Here is a 19,476-nt window from a genome sequence, read left to right as displayed (position 1 = left end):
CCATGCAAGTGAAACACCTGCTGCTGATCGCCATCCTCGCATTGACCGCTGCTTGCTCATCGAAGGAAGTCGTAGACGAAAACCTCAGCGAAGCCGAGCTGTATCAGCAGGCTCAGACTGATCTGGACAACAACAGCTACACCAGCGCCACAGCCAAGCTGAAGGCTCTGGAGTCGCGTTATCCGTTCGGTCGCTACGCCGATCAGGCTCAGCTGGAGTTGATCTACGCCAACTACAAGAACGCCGAGCCGGAAGCTGCCAAGTCTGCCGCCGAGCGTTTCATTCGTTTGCATCCGCAGCATCCGAACGTGGATTACGCGTACTACCTCAAGGGTCTGACCTCGTTCGACCAGGACGTCGGCCTGCTGGCGCGCTTCCTGCCGCTGGACATGACCAAGCGTGACCCGGGCGCCGCCCGTGACTCGTACAACGAGTTCGCGCAGCTGACCAGCCGCTACCCGAACAGCCGCTACGCGCCGGACGCCAAGCAGCGCATGATCTACCTGCGCAACCTGCTGGCGGCCTACGAAATCCACGTCGCTGACTACTACCTGACCCGTCAGGCTTACGTAGCCGCTGCCAACCGTGGCAAGTACGTGGTCGAGAACTTTCAGGAAACCCCATCGGTCGGCGACGGCCTGGCGGTGATGACCGAGGCTTACCAGCGTCTGCATCTCGACGATCTGGCGGCCACCAGCCTGGAAACCCTCAAGCTCAACTACCCGGATCACCCGAGCCTACAGGACGGCCAGTTCGTGCCACGCGTGGCCGAGGCCGACAACCGTTCGTTCCTGAGCAAGGCGACTCTGGGCCTGATCGAATCGCGTCCACCGCTGCCGCCGGGCGAAACCCGCGCCAACCAGGACGTGCAGAAGCAGTTCCAGGACGCGAAAGATGCGATCCCGAACGAGCTCAAGCCTAAGGACGAAAACGGCGACGTGATCGAAGAGCCAGAGCCGGAGTCCAGCGACACCGACCGCTCGTGGTTCAGCTACATGACCTTCGGCGTGTTCGACTGATCACACCGGCGGTACGAAAAAGGGAGATCTGCGGATCTCCCTTTTTTATTGCCGCGCTTTAATTGGCTGTGCGCTGATCGGGTCCTTGGCTAAACTGCCGGATCATCAGTCGAAAAGCCGCTCATCATGCTTCGTTTATTGTTCTGGATTGCCCTGATCTTCGCCGCCATCTGGCTCTGGCGCAAATTCAAGGCCCCCGCCTCGTCCACCCGCTCGCCGCGCGAACAGGACGCGCCGCCGATGGTGCGCTGCGCCCACTGCGGCGTGCATTTGCCACGCGACCGCGCGCTGGGCAACCAACAGCAGTGGTATTGCAGCCAGGCTCATCTTGAGCAAGGCCCGGGCGCCAGTGGTCGCTGAGACCGACCAAAAACAGGCTCAGCGTCTGCTGCGCCTTTATCATCTGTACCGTTTGAGTGTTGGCATCACCCTGGTGCTGCTGATCTCCAGCAACATGGACAATCGCCTGCTGACGTCGGCCAACGACGAATTGCTGCGCGGCGGCAGCTGGCTGTACCTGATCATCAACATGCTGCTGGTGGTGTTCCTCGAAAACACACGGCGCCCGGCGCAACTGTTCACTTTGGCGTTGGTCGATGTGCTGCTGTTGTGCGGCCTGTTCTACGCGGCCGGCGGCGTGGCCAGTGCGCTGGGCAACTTGCTGGTCGTCTCGGTGGCGATCAGCAACACGCTGCTGCGAAGGCGCATCGGCCTGTTGATTGCCGCGATCGCGGCGATCGGCATTGTCGGCCTGAGCTTTCTGCTGGGTCTCAGCCAGCCCCTCAGCGCCAACGCCTACCTGCAAGCCGGCACCCTCGGCGCACTGTGCTTTGCCGCCTCGTTGCTGGTGCAGGGGCTGATCCGCCGACTGGAAGTCAGTGAGACCCTGGCCGAACGGCGCGCCAGCGAAGTGGTCAGCCTGGAGGCGCTCAACGCGTTGATCCTGCAACGCATGCGCACCGGTATTCTGGTGCTCGATGAACAACGCCGAGTGCAACTGGCCAATCACAGTGCACAAAGCCTGCTCGCCCATAGCCACCTGCAAGGACATCTGATCGACGAGTATTCGCCCGCGCTAGTCGATCGCCTGCAGCTGTGGCGCAACAACCCGACCTTGCGCCCGCAGAGCCTGAAAATCCCCGGCAATGGGCTTGAGCTGCAACCCAGCTTCATCGCCCTTGAGCAGAGTCCGAACCAGCAGACGTTGGTGTTTCTCGAAGACCTGGCGCAAATCACCCAACAGGCGCAGCAACTCAAGCTCGCTGCGCTCGGGCGTTTGACCGCCGGCATCTCCCATGAAATTCGCAATCCGCTGGGCGCCATCAGTCACGCCGCGCAGTTGCTGGCCGAGTCCGAGGAACTCGATAGCGCCGATCGGCGTCTGACGCAGATTATTCAAGACCACTCCCAGCGCATGAACCGAGTCATCGAAAACGTCCTGCAACTGTCCCGGCGCCAGCAAAGCGCACCGCAACGCCTGGACCTCAAGTCGTGGCTGGAAAACTTCGTCGGCGAAACCCGCGAGCAAGCCAACGAGCGCCAGCACATTCATCTGCGGATCAATTCCGGCGATTTCACCACGCTGATGGACCCCAACCAGCTGCGGCAGATTCTCGACAATCTGATACGCAACGCCTGGCGTCACAGTGCCCAACTGCACGAGCAGGCCGACGTCTGGCTGGCACTGTTCGTCGACCCCGACAGCCAGTTGTCAGTCCTCGAAGTCCAGGACAACGGCCCCGGCGTGTCGGCCGATGAACAGGCGCACCTCTTTGAACCGTTCTTCACCACCAGCAGCCAAGGCACCGGTCTTGGCCTTTATCTGTCCCGTGAGCTGTGCGAAAGCAACCAGGCACGCCTAGACTTCAAATCACGCCAAGGCGGCGGCTGCTTTCGCATCACCTTTGCTCACGGACGGAAACAAAGTTGAATACAAGCCCACGGCAAAAAATTCTTATCGTCGACGACGAACCGGATATCCGCGAGCTCCTGGAAATCACCCTGGGACGGATGAAACTCGAGACCTTCAGCGCACGCAATATGGGCGAGGCGCGGGCGCTGTTGCAGCGCGAGCACTTTGATCTGTGCCTTACCGACATGCGCCTGCCCGACGGCACCGGGCTGGAACTGGTGCAGCACATCCAGCAGCGCGATCCGCACCTGCCGGTGGCGATGATCACCGCGTATGGCAGCCTCGAAACCGCAATCAATGCGCTGAAAGCCGGCGCGTTCGACTTCCTCACCAAACCGGTGGAGCTGCCGCGATTGCGTGAATTGGTCAGTTCGGCGCTGCGCATGCCGACAGCGAGCGGGCTCAGCACCGCGATCGAGCGAAGGCTGCTGGGCGACTCGCAGCCGATGACCAACCTGCGCAAGCAGATCGACAAACTCGCGCGCAGCCAGGCACCGGTGTACATCAGCGGTGAATCCGGCAGCGGCAAAGAACTGGTCGCCCGTCTGATCCACGAACAAGGTCCGCGCGCCAGCCAGCCGTTTGTGCCGGTGAACTGCGGGGCGATTCCATCAGAGCTGATGGAAAGCGAATTTTTCGGCCACCGCAAAGGCAGTTTCACTGGAGCCGTCGAAGACAAGCCCGGGCTGTTTCAAGCGGCACACGGCGGCACGTTGTTTCTCGATGAGGTCGCCGACCTGCCACTGTCGATGCAGGTCAAGCTGCTGCGGGCGATTCAGGAGAAAGCCGTGCGCAGCGTCGGCGGCCAGCAGGAAACGGTGGTCGACGTGCGTATCCTTTGTGCCACGCACAAAGACCTTGAAGCAGAAGTTTCGGCCGAACGCTTCCGCCAGGATCTGTATTACCGGCTCAACGTCATCGAACTGCGCGTGCCGTCCCTGCGCGAACGCCGCGACGACATCGAGGCGCTTGCCATGCACGTGCTCAAGCGCTTGGCCAAAGACACCGAACAACCCGAAGCGCGCCTGCATCCGCAGGCGCTGGAGGCGCTGAAGAACTATCGCTTTCCCGGCAACGTGCGCGAACTGGAGAACGTCCTCGAGCGCGCGCACACCTTGTGTGAAAACCGCACGATCGAAGCGCAGGATCTGCGCTTGAGCGAAGGCAATTGCTCGGCGGATGGCGCATTGGCCGATCTGACGCAGATCGACAATCTCGAGGATTATCTGGAGAGCGTCGAGCGCAAACTGATTTTGCAGGCGCTGGAGGAAACCCGCTGGAACCGCACAGCGGCGGCGCAGCGGTTGAGTCTGTCGTTTCGGTCGATGCGCTATCGGCTGAAGAAGTTGGGCCTGGATTAAAGGCCCCTTCGCGAGCAGGCTCGCTCCCACATTTGGAATGAGTATTCCTGTGAGAGCGAGCCTGCTCGCAAAGACGGTCTACCAGCCTCTGACTAAATCCGGCCCTCAGGCGCGTACGGCGCCGGATCAATAATCGGCGACCGCCCCAGCATCACGTCAGCAAACAACTGACACGACGCCGGCGCCAGCACCAGCCCGTTGCGGTAATGCCCGCAGTTCAGCCACAACCCCTCGAACCCCGGCACCCGGCCAATAAACGGAATGCCTTCCGGCGACCCCGGCCGCAGCCCGGCCCAGTGCCCGACCACTTCGGCATCCGCCAGCGCCGGCAACAATTCGATCGCGGAGGCCTTGAGGCTTTCCAGCGCTGCATCGGTTGGGGCCTTGTCGTAGCCTTCATGCTCCAGCGTGCTGCCGATCAGAATGTGACCGTCGCGACGCGGGATCGCATAACGCCCCTTGGCCAGCACCATGCTCGGCAGGAATTCAGCCGCGCACTTGTAGAGAATCATCTGGCCTTTGACCGGCTCGACCGGCAGCGTCAGGTTCAGCGTCTTCAGTAGATCACCGCTCCACGCTCCCGCCGTCAGCACAATATCGTCGCCGTTGATCACGCCCGTCGGAGTCTGCACGCCGACCACGCGCTCGCCCTCGCGGACGAAGCCTCCAACTTCGCATTGCTCATGAATCGCGACATTGGGCAGCGCCAGCAACGCGGCTTTCAGCGATTTGACCAGCCGTGGATTGCGCACATTGGCGACATCGGCCATGTAGATCGCCCGGCTGAAACCGCTGCCGAGCACCGGCACCGCGTCATGCGCCGCCGAGATATCCACAGCCCGCAGCGGCCGGTTTTCCCGCTCGGCCCAGGCCAGTGCGTCGGCTTCATCGTCCAGGTCCAGCCAGTACAGGCCGGTGGTGTGCACTTCAGGATCGATGCCAGTATCGGCAAACAAACGCTCGCCGAGCTGTGGATAAAAATCCTGCGACCAATGCGCCAGTGCGGTGACCGCCGGGCTGTAGCGCCACGGGTATAACGGCGAAACGATACCGCCACCAGCCCAGGACGACTCCTGGCCGACATTCGAGCGATCCAGCAGCACCACGCTGCGCACTTCGGAGGCGAGATTGTAGGCGGTGAGCAGGCCAATCACTCCGCCACCGACAATCACCACTTGCTGTTGCCTGGTCATGTTTGATCCAACCGTAAAAAAGACAGTGGGCGCAAAAGGCGCCCGAAAAAGAATGCGTCAGCGGCCCCAGCAATCCTTGGCGGTCACTCCGGTGGTCGCGTTGTTCATGCTTCGCATCCCAGTGTTGGTCAGGGTGAAATCCCCGCACTTGTCGGTGGCCATGGCCGTACCGGTTTTACGAATCGCCGTCAGCACAAAGGTCTGGTCGGTCAGCGTTGGGGTGATGGTGTAGAAATCATTGCCCGCGCTCAGTCCGGTGACGCCGGTGTAGACATTGTTGCGGGTGTAGAAGCGTTCAAGAGTCTGCGCCTGCTCCGAGAGTAGCGAGACCACTTCGGCGCGACGGCCCTTCTTCACGTATTCGTTGTAGCTGGGGATGCTGATGGTGAGGATGATCCCGATAATCGCGATGACGATCATGATCTCGATCAGGGTAAAACCTCGGCTGGATCTGCGCATGCCTCAAATTCTCGCTTACTGGATTTGTCGCCACATGATACGACGGCTGCCGCCGCCACCTTTTTCCACAATGACCGTGACCGCGCCGCTGGTGTCAGTCGTGCCCTTGCGCTCGCCGTTAGCGGAGATGAAGTTCAGGGTCGGAATGCCGCCGGTAAAAATCACGCCGCTGGATATCGTATCGTTGCTGTCGACCAAACGGTCGCCGGTGGTGTCGATCACGGCGTAGTTGAGCATCTTACCGTTGAACGCATCGAGTTCGACCAGTCGGCCCGTACCAAAGCTCGAACACGGGTCGGTGGTATCGACGCTGGCAGTGGTAAAAACAACTCGCCCCAACACGATACTGGCCTGATTGATCACGCGCTCGCCGGTCAGCACGTTGTTATACACCAGCGGCAGGTACCAGCCTTTTTCTCCCGGATACGTCGTTTCATTCTGGCTGGTGGTCAGGAACTGCCCGGAGCTGCCGGAGAACGAACCGGTGATCGCCTGCGACTGCAAACTGCTGACGGTGATCTGCCCGGCACCACCCTCTGCATCCCAGATTGAATAGAACGCCTGCAGATCCTTGTTGGTCTTGTCGGCGGTCTCGTTGAACTTGCCGGTGCCAAAAAACACCTGTTTGCCGCCCTGTGGGTTATCCGCCAGCAGCGGTTGCGCCGTGATCGGCTGCGTTGCCCCGCCCGGCGCGGTGAACAATGGCTTGCCGGCAAACGCCACGCCCCAGCTTTCCGGCGCCGTCGCGCTCAAATCGAATTTCCACATGCGTCCTTTCAGGTCTCCCCCGTACGCCGCCTGTACCACGTTCGAAGAGTTGACCCTGAGTTCGACCGATGACAGACCGTTGCTGGTTTCCGTGCTATCGATGACGATTTTCCTGATCAGCGAACCATCCATTGCATCCAGTACATACAAAGCCGCAACCCCCGAATTGCTGCCGTAACCATTAGCGATGAATGTCGCCCAGCGACCATTGGCCAAGCGTGCCACTTCCGGACGCGCGTAGGCGTAACCCAGATCATTGAACGCGTTCGACGTGTTGGCGGTGACCGGCGCACTGATTTCCCACAGTGCTCTGATCACGTTACCCGCCGAGGCATCGAACAGTTGCAGCCCATAGAAAGTTTTGCCGCCTGCCCCCGTCCCGCCAATGGCCAGAGTTTTCCACGCAGTGCCGGCCTGCGCATCGAACACACCGACCTGACCGTCCACCAGGAATTTGTGGCTGACGCCGTTGACGTAGTTCGTATCCGCGATCAGCCGCAAGGAAGGCAGCACGCTGGAAGGCATGTAGGCATAACGGCGCGTGCCGTTCGCCGAATTGATCACATTGACGAAGCCGTCGTTGGCGTTCACCACCAGACTGGTATTCATGTTCGCAGCCTTGGTCGTCAGGTAGTTGGTGTAACTGCTATCGCCCGACAGATCCGACGCAGTCTTGTCTGCAGGCGAGGCAAGCACCAGCGGCGAATTGATGATGTCACCGAGCAGCACACTGCGCACTTTGAGCCCGGCCTTGTTGGTGCCTTTGCTCCACTCCACCAGATCATTACCGTTGATCCCGGTAGGCAGGCCCTGATTCAGAGTGGTCTGCTGGGCCGGGGAAAAGTTGCCGAATGCCAGGGTTATCGGCGCATTGCTCACGGTGTTCCATGACTGGAAAGTCGGCGCGGTCGCGGAGGGCACGATGGTGGTGTCGGTCGACCATTGCGCCGCCGAGGTATTTACCGTGCCGGTCGAGGTAAAGCCAAACGACCTGATCGTGCCGCGCCAATCCTTGGGATCGTAAGTGGTCTGGTAGAAACTGCTGCCAGTGGTCAACGTGCTGCTGCTGGCTGCACCGGCGCCACCGGAGCCGGCTTTGGAAGTGATATCGCTCAATGCCGACGACAACGCCGCATTGAGCCCGGAGCTGTCGGTCGCCTGGTAATACCTGCCCTGCCCATAACTGGCGGCGTCGGACAACATGTCGTTGTCCGCAGCGAAACCGACGGTGTAGGTATTCATGTTCTGCCGCGGAAAATCCACCGCGTTCCAGCTCTTGCCGGCGGCGTCGGTGCCGGTCGAGCGCATGTCGATGTCGAAGGCGAATTTGGCAATGTCATCCAGATAAAGGGTGTCGCCTTCTCCATCACCGTTGAGATTGTCACCGTCATTATTGACGCCATCCCAGTTCGGCAAGCGGCTGCCCCCCAGCGGGTCGTTGGTCGGGAAGGTACGGTCATAGGTCGGCAAGCCATCGGTAATCACCACGCCGTAGTTTTTCTGGCAGCGGTATTGAATCGGACTGGTATAGGTCGCCGGTGTGCCGTTGTAGTAAGGCGCCAAGCCACGCATGTAGCGCGTGACTTCGTAATAGCTCTCGGCCAATGGCGTGTTGGCCACGGCGTTCAAGCCGTTGATCGATGAGATCAGCGCGTTGTAGTTAGTGTCTGCCTGGGCCTGGGTGACGCTGCCCGCGACGGGTGACAAATCGGTGATCGAGCGAGCGATGAAACCGCCGTTGCCCGGGTTGCTGCTGGTGGCCGGATTGAATGTCGACAGGCCCATGCGCAAGGTGCGGTTGCTGCTCACCAACGCAGTGGAAACGTTGCGCGCCACGTTCATCCGGTAATCGTTGGGGATCGCCCCAGTTGTGAAATCACGGGTGCCGTTGCTGTTGGCGAGGCTGACGATGTAGGAAATGTAATCGGCGGAATACCGAGTGTTCTCGTTGCCTACAGGATCGGGCAATTTCAGGCACAACGGCGCCACACTGTTGTTGTAAAACGCATAGGCGCCTCCCGAGCAACCGGAGGTTGGCAGGCTCGATAAAAATACCGTGTCGCCGGTTATCTGCGGGGCATTGAGCGCAGTGCACAATCCGAGGAAGGCATTGCACTGCCTAGCTGGAGTGCGGTTGACGTTCGGGTCAAATCCGGCGGCGTAGATGATGCTGTTCATGCTTCCTGAATCGTCGATCAGCAGCATCACGTTTGGCGCCACCGCAGCCGCGCTCAACAATGGCGAATCGGACGGCGTGAACGCCCAGGCCGGCGCCGCCAGATAGAAACTCAGGAGCATGCCGATCAGCAGCGACAGGCCGCGCTCAATACTTCGCATAGACACTCTCCACCACGCTACGCGAATTGCCGGCGATGCCGACCGCAGTGACTCGATACAACGTCGCCGAAGTGTTGCTCGGCACGTTCACCGCCGTCAGGGTCGTGCCGATGTTCTGCACGCCATAAAAGCCATTACCGGCAGCGATCCAGGTCACCCCGGAGGTCGAATTGAAACCTGCCGAGCTGACCGATGACGATTCGGCCGGCGGCAGACATTGGCTCGTGCCGCTGCACACCGCCAAAGAATAGCTGTCCAGTTGTACTGCACTTTCGCCGACACGCAATGCCGCTTCGGCCGCCTGAAACGATTGATTGCGCAAGCTGACGCTGCCGGCCATTTTCTCTTGCAGGTTGGCGCTCTGCATCGAGGACAAACCGATCAATGTGAGCAACAGCAGAAACACCAGACTGACCAGCAAGACCATGCCGCGCTGGGCCTGACGTTGCTGCAAGGAAATCCTCATCGACGCGCCCTCATGGCAAGCGGTTGCGCAATGCCGCAACCACGTTGAAGGTTTGATTGCGTACCCGATTGTTCGGGTCGGTGAGGGTCAGGCTCAGGCGCACGCTGCGGATGCGTGCTGGATCGCCGGGGTTGCTGCTGTAAGTGGAGGCCGCCACATCGGTGGCCGAGCTGGCCATACCAAAGGTGACGTTGAAGGCGCTGACGTTGTTCACCAGCACTTGCTGCGCCGGATTGCCGCTACCTGTGCCCATGACGATCTGGTTATTGCTGAAGCTGTAGATCAGGCGCCGGATCGGGAAAGCGATCTGGCCCGTGGTCGGGCTGCGCAATCCACTGTAAGCGATCGCGCTGTTACGGCAATCGGAAACCACCGTCCAGGTTGGCGTCCCTCCCCCGCTGCCGACATCGGCAGTGACCAGGGTCAGTTTCAGGCTGGCGTTATCCCAACTGATCGGGGCGATCTGCGCGGCGTTGAAATCCCCCGCTGAGCTGGAGTCGACGATGGTGCCGAGGCAGCCGAACATGCCGACCATACGGATTTCCTGAATCATTTTGCTGAGGACGAAGCGCGCGTCTTCCTGCATCGCTGCGGCGCTGTTCTGACTGACGTAGGTGTTTTTCGCGGCGATGAAAATCTGCACCACGCCGAGCACGACGATCAGCCCCAAAGCCAGAGCTATGAGCAATTCGATCAGGCCGAAACCTCGGCTGGAGCGCCTCATGGCGTCGCCACCGGATCGACCGCCGCACGGCTGGTCAGGACGAAACTGCGCTGAGCGCTGGCAGCGTTGGCCGCGCGGGCATCGCTCCAGGTGATCGTGATGGTGTAGACCCGCTGATTGAGGGTGATGCTGCCCGTCGCGGTCGGGCCGCCAAAGTTGGCGATATTGGTGGTGAAGTCGTAGAGATCCTGATCCCGAGCAACATTGAGATTGCCCGAGGTCGGCGGCGTGACGGTGTAGTCGGCGCCAGAATTGGCGCGAATGCGATCCATCATGTCATAGGCAATGAAACTGGCCTGACTGGTCATCCGCGAACTGTCGGTGTACTTCAGCGCATTGAGCTGCACCGCCGCTGCGCCCAACAGCCCGACGGTCAGAATCAGCAACGCGACCAGCACTTCGATCAGCGTCATGCCCTCCTGTGCGTTTTTGCTCCCTGCCCTCATCCGCAATTTCCACCCAGTTGAATGCGTCCGTTCAAACACACGTTCAGCGTCCTGCTTTGCGTGCCCAGCGTGTAACCGATGGCCACCGCCGTCGACGGTGCCGCCAGACCACCAAGATTGTTGAAATCCAGTGCGGTCACTCCTGAGGGTAGCGTCAGAGTTGCGCCACTGCTCATCGCTGGAACAACCCGCAACACATTGGCCGGATTGCCAGTACTGTCGTAGACCGCCAGCTCACCGGTCCAGACACTGCCGCCAGCGGTCGGACGCAGACGCGTGGTCACGCCGCGATTGATTGCCTCGAGGCGAGCGAAATTGATCGCCCGCTGCAAGTCGCCGACTTCGGTATCCGCCTTGCTGCTCTGGATCGTACGGGTAAAGGCCGGCACCGCCAGCGTGATCAGTATCAGGAACACCGCGATGGCGACCAGCAACTCGACCAGCGTGAAACCTTTTGTACGAAGATCCATCGATGCCCTCCGTTGCCGTCGGCTATACCTGCTTTTACACGCTAGAACATTCGCTCGGCACGCGCCGACTGATTTGCCCTGCGCGGCGCACGGATTGCGCTGCTCATACCATTCCACGGAGGGATTTTTCATGCCGCAACACGGTTTCAGCCTGATTGAACTGCTTATGGGACTGGCGATTGGCGCAATTGTTCTGCTGCTGGTCAGCCCGGCGTTCGCCGCACTCAAACAGGCGACTCAACGCGACCACGCGGCGCAGTCGCTGCTCGAAGGCATCCGCCACGCTCGCACACTGGCCATCACGCACAATCAGAGCGTGGTGATCCATGGCATCGACGGTGACTGGAGTCAGGGTTGGCGGATCATTCTGGATCGAAGCGGCAAGGGGCCGGAGGACAGCAGCAATCCGCTGCTGGTTGAACGCGCCAGTGAGGCGAAAGTACCGATTGTCGGCAACTGGTGGGTGAGCCGCTATGTGCGGTTCAGTCATTTGGGGCAACCGCTGATGCCGGGAAGGCGGTTTCAGGCAGGGACAATACACGTCTGCTCGCCGCGCGAACCGGTCAGCCAGCGGCAGATCGTGCTGGCGGCGACCGGTCGCGTGCGCCTGAGCAGTCAGGAGACCGAACAGGCGCTGTGCGACAAACGCAGAAGCGTCAGATCGAACGGACGCGCAGCTCTTTCGGCATCGAGAACGTGATGTTCTCCTCACGGCCAGCCAGCTCGTCGGCACCGGTCGCGCCCCAGGCCTGCAATTGCTGGATCACGCCCCGGACCAGCACTTCCGGTGCCGAGGCGCCAGCGGTAATGCCAATGCGCTCGACGCCGTCGAACCAGCTCTGTTGCAGGTCCTCGGCACCGTCGATCAGGTACGCCGGAGTCGCCATACGTTCAGCCAGTTCACGCAGACGATTGGAGTTGGAACTGTTCGGGCTGCCGACCACCAGCACCACGTCGCACTCGTCGGCCAGTTGCTTGACGGCGTCCTGGCGGTTTTGTGTGGCGTAGCAGATGTCGTCCTTGCGCGGGCCACCGATGGCCGGGAAGCGCGTGCGCAGGGCATCGATAACGCGGCTGGTGTCGTCCATCGACAAGGTTGTCTGGGTGACGAAAGCGAGTCTTTCCGGATCGCGGACCTGCAATGCGGCCACATCCTTTTCGTCTTCGACGAGGTAGATCGCGCCGCCGTTGCTGGCATCGTACTGGCCCATGGTGCCTTCAACTTCCGGGTGACCGGCGTGGCCGATCAGGATGCACTCGCGACCGTCGCGGCTGTATTTGGCGACTTCGATGTGCACCTTGGTCACCAGCGGGCAGGTTGCATCGAAGACTTTCAGGCCACGACCGGCGGCTTCGTTGCGTACGGCTTGGGAAACCCCGTGGGCACTGAAGATGACGATGACGTCATCGGGCACCTGATCGAGCTCTTCGACGAATATCGCGCCACGGCTGCGCAGGTCTTCGACGACGAATTTGTTGTGCACCACTTCATGGCGCACGTAGATCGGTGGCCCGAAGACTTCCAAGGCGCGGTTGACGATTTCGATCGCCCGGTCCACACCGGCGCAGAAGCCACGGGGGTTGGCGAGTTTGATTTGCATGCTGTGCCTCGTGTCTTGCGCGCGAAAACAATGGAAAACAGACTGTGGAGACCTGCTTGTTGTGGCGAGGGGATTCATCCCCGCTCGGCTGCGTAGCAGTCGTAGACTATCAACGGACTTATCTCAGAATCCGTTGACTGGTCTGGGAGCGCTTCGCTCCCCAGCGGGGATAAATCCCCTCGCCACAGAGGCTCACTCCTGCATTTTTAGATCGCTTTGACGGAAATGATTTCCACGTCAAAGGTCAGCGTCTTGCCCGCCAGCGGGTGGTTGAAGTCGACGGTCACTTGCGTGTCGTCGAATTCCTTCACCACGCCTGGCAATTCAGTATTGGCCGCATCGTTGAAGATCACCAGCAGCCCCGGCGACAACTCCATGTCGGTGAACTGCGAACGCGGGATGGTCTGCACGTTCTGCGGGTTCGGCTGACCGAAAGCGTTTTCCGGCTCGACGGTCAGGGTGCGCTTGTCGCCGGCCTTGAAACCGAACAGTGCGGCTTCGAAACCCGGCAGCAGGTTGCCGTCGCCGACCTTGAAGGTCGCCGGGGCCTTGTCGAAGGTACTGTCGACGGTGTCACCGTTTTCCAGGCGCAAGGCAAAGTGCAGCGTGACTTCGGTGTTCTGGCCGATGCGTTGCTCAGTCGATAGCGGTTCAGTCATGAGCGGCCTCTTCGGTTTTCTTCGATTTGAACATGTCCAGTGCCAGCATGATCGCGCCAACGGTGATCGCGCTGTCGGCAATGTTGAACGCCGGGAAATACCAGCGGTTCTGCCAGTGCACCAGGATGAAGTCGATCACATGGCCCAGGACAACGCGGTCATACAGGTTGCCCAGCGCGCCACCCAGCACCAGTGCCAGGGCGACGGCCAGCCAGGTGTCGTTGCGGCCCAGGCGTTTGAGCCAGACCACCAGCACCGCACTGACGACAATGGCGATCAGGGCAAACAGCCAGCGCTGCCAGCCGGAGCTGTCGGCGAGGAAGCTGAAGGCAGCGCCAGTGTTGTAGGCCAGGGTCCAGCTGAACAGATCGGGAATGATCACGATCTGCTGGAACATTTCGAGCCTGGCTTCGAAGTAGAACTTGCTTGCCTGGTCAATGACCAGAACCAGCAAGCTCAACCACAGCCAGCTCAGCCGTCCGAAACGGCCAATGGCATCAGGCATAGTGACGAACCTCGCCCGCGCCGCTGATGTTGTCGACGCAACGCCCGCAGATTTCCGGATGCTCCGGGTTCACGCCGACGTCTTCGCGGCAATGCCAGCAACGTGCGCACTTCGGGAACGCCGATTTGACGATTTTCAGTTTGAGCCCGCTGACTTCGGTGGCCACTGCATCGGCGGGAGCCTGCACGAACGGCGCAACGCTGGCAGTCGAGGTGATCAGGACAAAGCGCAGCTCGTTGCTCAGCTTGGCCAGATCGGCGCTCAGCGCCTCTTCGGCAAACAGCGTTACTTCGGCCTGAAGGTTGCCACCGACGGCTTTCGCCGCACGCTGGATTTCCATCTCTTTGTTGACCGCGACTTTCACTTCCATGATGCGATCCCAGTAGGCGCGACCCAGCTCGAAGCCTTCCGGCAGCTCGGTCAGCCCTTCGTACCAGGTGTTGAGCATGACCGACTCATTACGCTCGCCCGGCAGGTATTGCCACAGCTCGTCGGCAGTGAAGGCGAGGATCGGCGCGATCCAGCGCACCAGCGCCTCGGAGATGTGGAACAGCGCGGTCTGGCACGAGCGACGGGCCTTGCTGTCGGCGCCGGTGGTGTACTGGCGGTCCTTGATGATGTCGAGGTAGAAACCACCCAGCTCCTGCACGCAGAAGTTGTGGATCTTCGAGTACACGTTCCAGAAACGGTATTCGCCGTAGTGCTCTTGCAACTCGCGTTGCAGCAGCAGCGTACGATCCACGGCCCAGCGATCCAGCGCCAGCATGTCTTCGGCCGGCAGCAGGTCGGTGGCCGGGTTGAAACCGGTCAGGTTGGAAAGCAGGAAGCGCGCGGTGTTACGGATACGACGGTAGGCATCGGCGCTGCGCTGCAGGATCTGCTCGGACACGGCCATTTCGCCGGAGTAGTCGGTCGAAGCGACCCACAGACGCATGATGTCGGCGCCCAGGGTGTCGTTGACCTTCTGCGGCGCGATCACGTTGCCCAGCGACTTGGACATCTTGCGGCCGGACTCGTCGACGGTGAAGCCGTGAGTCAGCAGTTCGCGGTACGGCGCGTGGTTGTCGATGGCGCAACCGGTGAGCAAGGATGAGTGGAACCAGCCACGGTGCTGGTCGGAACCTTCCAGGTAGAGGTCGGCACGCGGACCGCTTTCGTGGCCCATCGGGTGCGAACCGCGCAGGACGTGCCAGTGCGTGGTGCCCGAGTCGAACCAGACGTCGAGGGTGTCGCTGATCTTGTCGTACTGCGGCGCTTCATCGCCCAGCAGTTCGACTGCGTCGAGTTTGAACCAGGCTTCGATGCCTTCGACTTCAACGCGTTTGGCGACTTCTTCCATCAGCTCGACGGTACGCGGGTGCAGCTCGCCGCTTTCCTTGTTGAGGAAGAACGGGATCGGCACGCCCCAGTTGCGCTGACGCGAGATGCACCAGTCCGGACGATTGGCGATCATCGAGTGCAGACGCGCCTGGCCCCAGGCCGGAACGAACTTGGTGTCTTCGATGGCTTTGAGCGAGCGCACGCGCAAGGTGTCGCCGCTGGTTGGCTCCTTGTCCATGCCGATGAACCACTGCGCAGTGGCGCGGTAGATCAGCGGGGTCTTGTGGCGCCAGCAGTGCATGTAGCTGTGTTCGATGACGGTGGTGTGCATCAGCGCACCGACTTCGGTAAGTTTTTCGACGATGGCCGGGTTGGCCTTCCAGATGAACTGGCCGCCGAAGAATTCCAGCGAAGGCACGTATACGCCGTTGCTCTGCACCGGGTTGAGGATGTCGTCGTTGACCATGCCGTATTTCTTGCAGGTCACGAAGTCGTCCACGCCGTAGGCCGGGGCGGAGTGAACCACGCCGGTGCCAGCGCCCAGTTCTACGTAGTCAGCCAGGTACACCGGCGACAGACGATCGTAGAACGGGTGACGGAAGTTGATCAGCTCAAGTGCTTTACCGGTGGTGGTGGCGATGACCGAACCTTCCACGCCGTAGCGCGCCAGGCAGGCTTCGACCAGCTCTTCAGCCAGCACCAGCAGCTTGTCGCCGATATCGACCAGGGCGTAGTTGAATTCCGGGTGCACGTTCAGCGCCTGGTTGGCCGGGATGGTCCACGGGGTGGTGGTCCAGATCACGATCGCAGCAGGTTTGCTCAGCGAAGCCAGACCGAACGCGGCAGCCAGTTTGGCTTCATCAGCGATCGGGAACGCAACGTCGATGGTCGACGACTTCTTGTTCTCGTATTCGACTTCCGCTTCAGCCAGCGCCGAACCGCAATCGAAGCACCAGTTCACGGGCTTCAAGCCCTTGAAGACGAAACCGCCCTTGACGATTTCGGCGAGGGCACGGATTTCACCGGCCTCGTTCTTGAAGTCCATGGTCTTGTACGGGTTGGCGAAGTCGCCCAGCACACCGAGACGGATGAACTCGGACTTCTGCCCTTCGATCTGCTCGGTGGCGTAGGCACGGCACAGCTCGCGGGTTTTATCCGCGCCGAGGTTCTTGCCGTGGGTCACTTCAACCTTGTGCTCGATCGGCAAGCCGTGGCAGTCCCAGCCCGGGACGTACGGCGCGTCGAAACCCGACAGGGTTTTCGAGCGGATGATCATGTCCTTGAGAATCTTGTTCAGTGCGTGACCGATGTGGATCGTGCCGTTGGCGTACGGAGGGCCGTCGTGCAGGACGAACTTCGGACGATCCTTGCCAATCTCGCGCAACTTTCCGTACAGGCCAATACTGTCCCAGCGCTGCAGGATCTGCGGTTCGCGCTGTGGCAGGCCGGCCTTCATTGGGAAGGCGGTGTCCGGAAGGTTTAGCGTGGCTTTATAGTCGGTCATTTAAGGCTCTTCATTAGCGATGGGCGCTAGGTGCGGCTAGTGCACGGGCGGTGGCGACATCCGCATTGATCGCCGTTTTCAATGCCTCCAGAGAGGCGAAGCGCTGCTCTTCACGCAGCTTTTGGTGGAAAACCACCGTCAAACGCCGGTCATACAGATCGCCGGCAAAATCTAAAAGATGGACTTCGAGGTGGGCTTTGCCATCACCTTGCACCGTAGGGCGCACGCCGATATTGGCGACGCCGGGCCAGGTCTTGCCGTCGATGTCGACGTTCACCAGATACACCCCGGTGAACGGCACGCGACGGCGTTTGAGTTGAATATTGGCAGTGGGCGTGCCCAGTTGCCGGGCCAGTTTCTGGCCATGCAGCACGCGACCGGCGATGCGGTACGGACGCCCGAGCAAGCGTTCGGCCAAGGCAAAATCGGCCGCAGCCAAAGCGTTGCGCACTTGCGTGCTGCTGACGCGAATGCCGTCCAGCTCGACGGTTTGCGCAGCTTCGACGGTGAATCCGTGAACCTGCCCGGCCTGCATCAGAAAATCGAAATCGCCGAGGCGGTCACAACCGAAACGGAAATCGTCACCGACCTCCAGATGCTGCACGCCAAGGCCATCGACCAAAATAGTGTCGACGAACTCACTGGCGCTGAGCTTGCTCAGGCGCTGGTTGAAAGCCAGACACAAGACCCGGTCAACGCCTTCAGCGGCCAGCAATTGCAGCTTGTCGCGCAACCGCGCCAGACGTGCCGGTGCGGTGTCGGGAGCAAAGAACTCCCGTGGCTGCGGCTCGAAAATCACCACGCAGCTGGGTACGCCCAACTCAAGCGCACGCTCACGCAGTCGGGCCAGGATAGCCTGGTGACCACGGTGAACACCGTCAAAGTTGCCAATAGTGGCGACGCAGCCCCGATGCTGGGGGCGCAAGTTGTGGAGGCCTCGAACCAGCTGCATAACGCGCTTCTTGCTCATAAAGTGGTCGATTATAACCACACCCGACGGCCGACGACAGGCAACACCGTAACGCAAAGTGAACGAGCCGACAAAACCGCCGGCCCATGCCCGTCGATAAAGACTGAAACCTCAGCTCAAGGCCTTGCGATTGAAGTCGCGCAGACGGAAACCCAACAGCAACAACATACCGAAATACGCCACCACGCCAGCAATCACCAGCGCGCCCAGGCGCAAGAAGCGCTCAAGCATATGGCCCTCATCCCACGCGGGCATGAAATGCATGCCGGCCAATAACACCGCCGACATCACCGTCACTGCAACGACCAGCTTGAAGCCGAATTTGCCCCAGCCCGGCTGCGGTTGATACATCTTTTGCTTGCGCAGTTGATAGAACAGCAGCCCGGCGTTCAGGCAAGCACCGGCACTGATCGCCAATGCCAGACCGGCGTGCGCCAGCGGGCCGATCAGCGCCAGGTTAAACAACTGCGTGCAGACCAGGGTGAAAATTGCGATTTTCACCGGTGTACGGATGTTCTGTTGCGCATAAAAGCCCGGAGCCAGCACTTTGATCACGATGATTCCGAGCAGCCCGACCGAATAGGCAATCAGCGCACGCTGGGTCATCTCGGCATCGAAGCCACTGAACTGGCCGTACTGAAACAACGAAACGGTCAGCGGCTCGGCAAGAATCCCCAACGCCAGCGCGCACGGCAGCACCAGCACAAAGCACAGGCGCAGCCCCCAATCGAGGATCCGCGAGTATTCGTGGCGATCCTTGCTGGCATAGGTCTTGGCCAGCGTGGGTAGCAGAATCGTCCCGAGTGCCACACCCAGCACACCCGAAGGCAATTCCATCAAACGGTCGGCGTAATACATCCACGACACCGAACCTGCGACCAGAAACGAGGCGAAGATGGTGTTGATGATCAGCGAAATCTGACTGACCGACACGCCGAGAATCGCTGGCAGCATCTGCTTCATCACCCGCCACACGCCGCTGTCGCGCAGGTTCAGGCGTGGCAGCACGAGCATGCCGATCTTTTTCAGGTGCGGTAGCTGATACAGCAACTGCGCCAGACCGCCGACCAGCACCGCCCAACCAAGGGCCATGACCGGTGGATCGAAGTACGGCGTCAGGAACAGCGAAAATACGATCATGCTGACGTTGAGCAGAGTCGGCACGAAGGCCGGCACCGAGAAGCGGTTCCAGGTATTGAGGATCGCGCCGGCCAGCGACGACAGCGAGATCAGCAATATATAAGGAAAGGTCACCCGCAACAGATCGGAGGTGAGCTGGAATTTCTCCGGGGTATCGGTAAAACCGGGCGCCGTGGCCCAGATCACCCAGGGCGCGGCGATCATGCCCAGCGCCGTCACTATCGCCAGCACCAGCGTCAGCAGGCCCGATACATAGGCAATAAAGGTGCGCGTCGCCTCCTCGCCCTGCTGGCTTTTATATTCGGCCAGGATCGGCACGAACGCCTGGGAGAAAGCCCCTTCGGCAAATATCCGCCGCAGCAGGTTGGGCAGTTTGAACGCAATAAAGAAGGCATCCGTGGCCATCCCGGCGCCGAATGTCCGCGCGATCAGCGTGTCACGAACAAAACCCAGAATCCGGGAAAGCATCGTGATAGAGCTGACGGCGGCCAACGATTTGAGCAGATTCATTGAGAGAGTTTGTGCCTGTCGATAAACAGCAGGCGAACAATGCGCCCACTTGTGCGATACTCCGCGCCGCAACAGCACAGAGCCAAAGCTCGCGAGTTTACAGGTCAAGCGC

At 60.6% G+C, this 19,476-nt stretch carries 18 protein-coding genes; 5 read left to right on the top strand and 13 right to left on the bottom strand.

Going from position 1 to position 19,476, the window contains the following annotated elements:
• Positions 1–2: 2 nt before the first annotated feature.
• The 4 genes from ACMYUN_RS18985 (at position 3) to ACMYUN_RS18970 (ending at position 4,292) form a co-directional block, all read left to right on the top strand.
• Positions 3–1,019: an outer membrane protein assembly factor BamD gene (locus ACMYUN_RS18985; RefSeq protein ID WP_016773139.1), complete on the top strand. Its 1,017-nt coding sequence runs from the start codon at positions 3–5 to the stop codon at positions 1,017–1,019.
• A gap of 126 nt (positions 1,020–1,145) precedes the next feature.
• The gene (locus tag ACMYUN_RS18980; protein WP_039761661.1) at positions 1,146–1,379 is read left to right on the top strand and encodes a PP0621 family protein; all 234 of its coding nucleotides are present in this window, start codon (positions 1,146–1,148) and stop codon (positions 1,377–1,379) included.
• The gene (locus ACMYUN_RS18975; RefSeq protein WP_415761397.1) at positions 1,348–2,949 is read left to right on the top strand and encodes a sensor histidine kinase; all 1,602 of its coding nucleotides are present in this window, start codon (positions 1,348–1,350) and stop codon (positions 2,947–2,949) included. The genes ACMYUN_RS18980 and ACMYUN_RS18975 overlap by 32 nt, the downstream gene beginning before the upstream one ends.
• Positions 2,946–4,292 carry a sigma-54-dependent transcriptional regulator gene (locus ACMYUN_RS18970; RefSeq protein WP_415761396.1) on the top strand — a complete coding sequence of 449 codons (1,347 nt, stop codon included), beginning with the start codon at positions 2,946–2,948 and terminating at the stop codon, positions 4,290–4,292. The genes ACMYUN_RS18975 and ACMYUN_RS18970 overlap by 4 nt, the downstream gene beginning before the upstream one ends.
• A gap of 92 nt (positions 4,293–4,384) precedes the next feature.
• Here ACMYUN_RS18970 and thiO read toward each other — a convergent pair whose 3' ends face one another.
• Genes thiO through ACMYUN_RS18935 form a run of 7 tightly spaced genes read right to left on the bottom strand, consistent with a single transcriptional unit; the run spans position 4,385 to position 11,155 of the window.
• Complete coding sequence (gene thiO / locus ACMYUN_RS18965; RefSeq protein WP_415761395.1) at positions 4,385–5,485, bottom strand: glycine oxidase ThiO; 1,101 nt, start codon at positions 5,483–5,485, stop codon at positions 4,385–4,387.
• 57 nt (positions 5,486–5,542) lie between these two features.
• On the bottom strand, positions 5,543–5,944 hold the full coding sequence (locus ACMYUN_RS18960; protein WP_415761394.1) for a type IV pilin protein: 402 nt from the start codon (positions 5,942–5,944) through the stop codon (positions 5,543–5,545).
• Positions 5,945–5,959: 15 nt separating this feature from the next.
• Positions 5,960–9,049 (bottom strand): pilus assembly protein, encoded by a 3,090-nt coding sequence (locus ACMYUN_RS18955; protein WP_415761392.1) that lies wholly within the window; start codon positions 9,047–9,049, stop codon positions 5,960–5,962.
• Entirely contained in the window at positions 9,036–9,515 is a 480-nt protein-coding gene (locus ACMYUN_RS18950) for a PilX N-terminal domain-containing pilus assembly protein (protein ID WP_016773134.1), read from the bottom strand. The genes ACMYUN_RS18955 and ACMYUN_RS18950 overlap by 14 nt, the downstream gene beginning before the upstream one ends.
• A 10-nt stretch (positions 9,516–9,525) precedes the next feature.
• Positions 9,526–10,239, bottom strand: coding sequence for a PilW family protein (locus ACMYUN_RS18945; protein ID WP_415761391.1), 714 nt, complete (start codon positions 10,237–10,239; stop codon positions 9,526–9,528).
• On the bottom strand, positions 10,236–10,685 hold the full coding sequence (gene pilV, locus ACMYUN_RS18940; protein ID WP_039761682.1) for a type IV pilus modification protein PilV: 450 nt from the start codon (positions 10,683–10,685) through the stop codon (positions 10,236–10,238). Before pilV ends, ACMYUN_RS18945 begins: the two co-directional genes overlap by 4 nt.
• Positions 10,682–11,155, bottom strand: a complete 474-nt coding sequence (locus tag ACMYUN_RS18935) for a GspH/FimT family pseudopilin (RefSeq protein ID WP_039761684.1) — start codon at positions 11,153–11,155, stop codon at positions 10,682–10,684. Before ACMYUN_RS18935 ends, pilV begins: the two co-directional genes overlap by 4 nt.
• Before the next feature lie 130 nt (positions 11,156–11,285).
• Between ACMYUN_RS18935 and ACMYUN_RS18930 the strand changes: the two genes are divergently transcribed.
• Positions 11,286–11,855, top strand: a complete 570-nt coding sequence (locus tag ACMYUN_RS18930; protein ID WP_073475505.1) for a GspH/FimT family protein — start codon at positions 11,286–11,288, stop codon at positions 11,853–11,855.
• On the opposite strand, the gene ispH is transcribed toward ACMYUN_RS18930, so the two are convergent.
• The 6 genes from ispH to murJ form a co-directional block, all read right to left on the bottom strand.
• Positions 11,812–12,756 (bottom strand): 4-hydroxy-3-methylbut-2-enyl diphosphate reductase, encoded by a 945-nt coding sequence (gene ispH / locus ACMYUN_RS18925; protein WP_016773129.1) that lies wholly within the window; start codon positions 12,754–12,756, stop codon positions 11,812–11,814. The two genes, ACMYUN_RS18930 and ispH, sit on opposite strands and share 44 nt — an antisense overlap.
• Positions 12,757–12,962: 206 nt before the next feature.
• Positions 12,963–13,415, bottom strand: a complete 453-nt coding sequence (gene fkpB / locus ACMYUN_RS18920) for an FKBP-type peptidyl-prolyl cis-trans isomerase (RefSeq protein ID WP_016773128.1) — start codon at positions 13,413–13,415, stop codon at positions 12,963–12,965.
• Complete coding sequence (lspA, locus tag ACMYUN_RS18915) at positions 13,408–13,920, bottom strand: signal peptidase II (protein ID WP_415761390.1); 513 nt, start codon at positions 13,918–13,920, stop codon at positions 13,408–13,410. The genes fkpB and lspA overlap by 8 nt, the downstream gene beginning before the upstream one ends.
• On the bottom strand, positions 13,913–16,744 hold the full coding sequence (gene ileS, locus ACMYUN_RS18910; RefSeq protein WP_415761389.1) for an isoleucine--tRNA ligase: 2,832 nt from the start codon (positions 16,742–16,744) through the stop codon (positions 13,913–13,915). Before ileS ends, lspA begins: the two co-directional genes overlap by 8 nt.
• 13 nt (positions 16,745–16,757) lie before the next feature.
• Positions 16,758–17,696 carry a bifunctional riboflavin kinase/FAD synthetase gene (ribF, locus tag ACMYUN_RS18905; RefSeq protein WP_016773125.1) on the bottom strand — a complete coding sequence of 313 codons (939 nt, stop codon included), beginning with the start codon at positions 17,694–17,696 and terminating at the stop codon, positions 16,758–16,760.
• Positions 17,697–17,825: 129 nt separating this feature from the next.
• Positions 17,826–19,364: a murein biosynthesis integral membrane protein MurJ gene (gene murJ / locus ACMYUN_RS18900; protein ID WP_129999797.1), complete on the bottom strand. Its 1,539-nt coding sequence runs from the start codon at positions 19,362–19,364 to the stop codon at positions 17,826–17,828.
• Positions 19,365–19,476 lie beyond the last annotated feature (112 nt).

This window comes from Pseudomonas sp. CP4 (assembly GCF_047758505.1).
In the GTDB taxonomy this organism is placed as follows: Bacteria; Pseudomonadota; Gammaproteobacteria; order Pseudomonadales; family Pseudomonadaceae; genus Aquipseudomonas; species Aquipseudomonas fluorescens_AO.
The sequence above is the reverse complement of the archived record's forward strand: the minus strand, read 5'-3'. Positions and strand labels throughout refer to the sequence as shown.

Excerpts from the sequence above, each read along its gene's own strand:
- ACMYUN_RS18985 (WP_016773139.1), top strand. The coding sequence starts at position 3 with ATGCAAGTGAAACACCTGCTGCTGATCGCCATCCTCGCATTGACCGCT.
- ACMYUN_RS18980 (WP_039761661.1), top strand. The coding sequence starts at position 1,146 with ATGCTTCGTTTATTGTTCTGGATTGCCCTGATCTTCGCCGCCATCTGG.
- thiO (WP_415761395.1), bottom strand. The coding sequence starts at position 5,485 with ATGACCAGGCAACAGCAAGTGGTGATTGTCGGTGGCGGAGTGATTGGC.
- ACMYUN_RS18960 (WP_415761394.1), bottom strand. The coding sequence starts at position 5,944 with ATGCGCAGATCCAGCCGAGGTTTTACCCTGATCGAGATCATGATCGTC.
- ACMYUN_RS18955 (WP_415761392.1), bottom strand. The coding sequence starts at position 9,049 with ATGCGAAGTATTGAGCGCGGCCTGTCGCTGCTGATCGGCATGCTCCTG.
- ACMYUN_RS18950 (WP_016773134.1), bottom strand. The coding sequence starts at position 9,515 with ATGAGGATTTCCTTGCAGCAACGTCAGGCCCAGCGCGGCATGGTCTTG.
- ACMYUN_RS18945 (WP_415761391.1), bottom strand. The coding sequence starts at position 10,239 with ATGAGGCGCTCCAGCCGAGGTTTCGGCCTGATCGAATTGCTCATAGCT.
- pilV (WP_039761682.1), bottom strand. The coding sequence starts at position 10,685 with ATGAGGGCAGGGAGCAAAAACGCACAGGAGGGCATGACGCTGATCGAA.
- ACMYUN_RS18935 (WP_039761684.1), bottom strand. The coding sequence starts at position 11,155 with ATGGATCTTCGTACAAAAGGTTTCACGCTGGTCGAGTTGCTGGTCGCC.
- ACMYUN_RS18930 (WP_073475505.1), top strand. The coding sequence starts at position 11,286 with ATGCCGCAACACGGTTTCAGCCTGATTGAACTGCTTATGGGACTGGCG.
- ispH (WP_016773129.1), bottom strand. The coding sequence starts at position 12,756 with ATGCAAATCAAACTCGCCAACCCCCGTGGCTTCTGCGCCGGTGTGGAC.
- fkpB (WP_016773128.1), bottom strand. The coding sequence starts at position 13,415 with ATGACTGAACCGCTATCGACTGAGCAACGCATCGGCCAGAACACCGAA.
- lspA (WP_415761390.1), bottom strand. The coding sequence starts at position 13,920 with ATGCCTGATGCCATTGGCCGTTTCGGACGGCTGAGCTGGCTGTGGTTG.
- ileS (WP_415761389.1), bottom strand. The coding sequence starts at position 16,744 with ATGACCGACTATAAAGCCACGCTAAACCTTCCGGACACCGCCTTCCCA.
- ribF (WP_016773125.1), bottom strand. The coding sequence starts at position 17,696 with ATGCAGCTGGTTCGAGGCCTCCACAACTTGCGCCCCCAGCATCGGGGC.
- murJ (WP_129999797.1), bottom strand. The coding sequence starts at position 19,364 with ATGAATCTGCTCAAATCGTTGGCCGCCGTCAGCTCTATCACGATGCTT.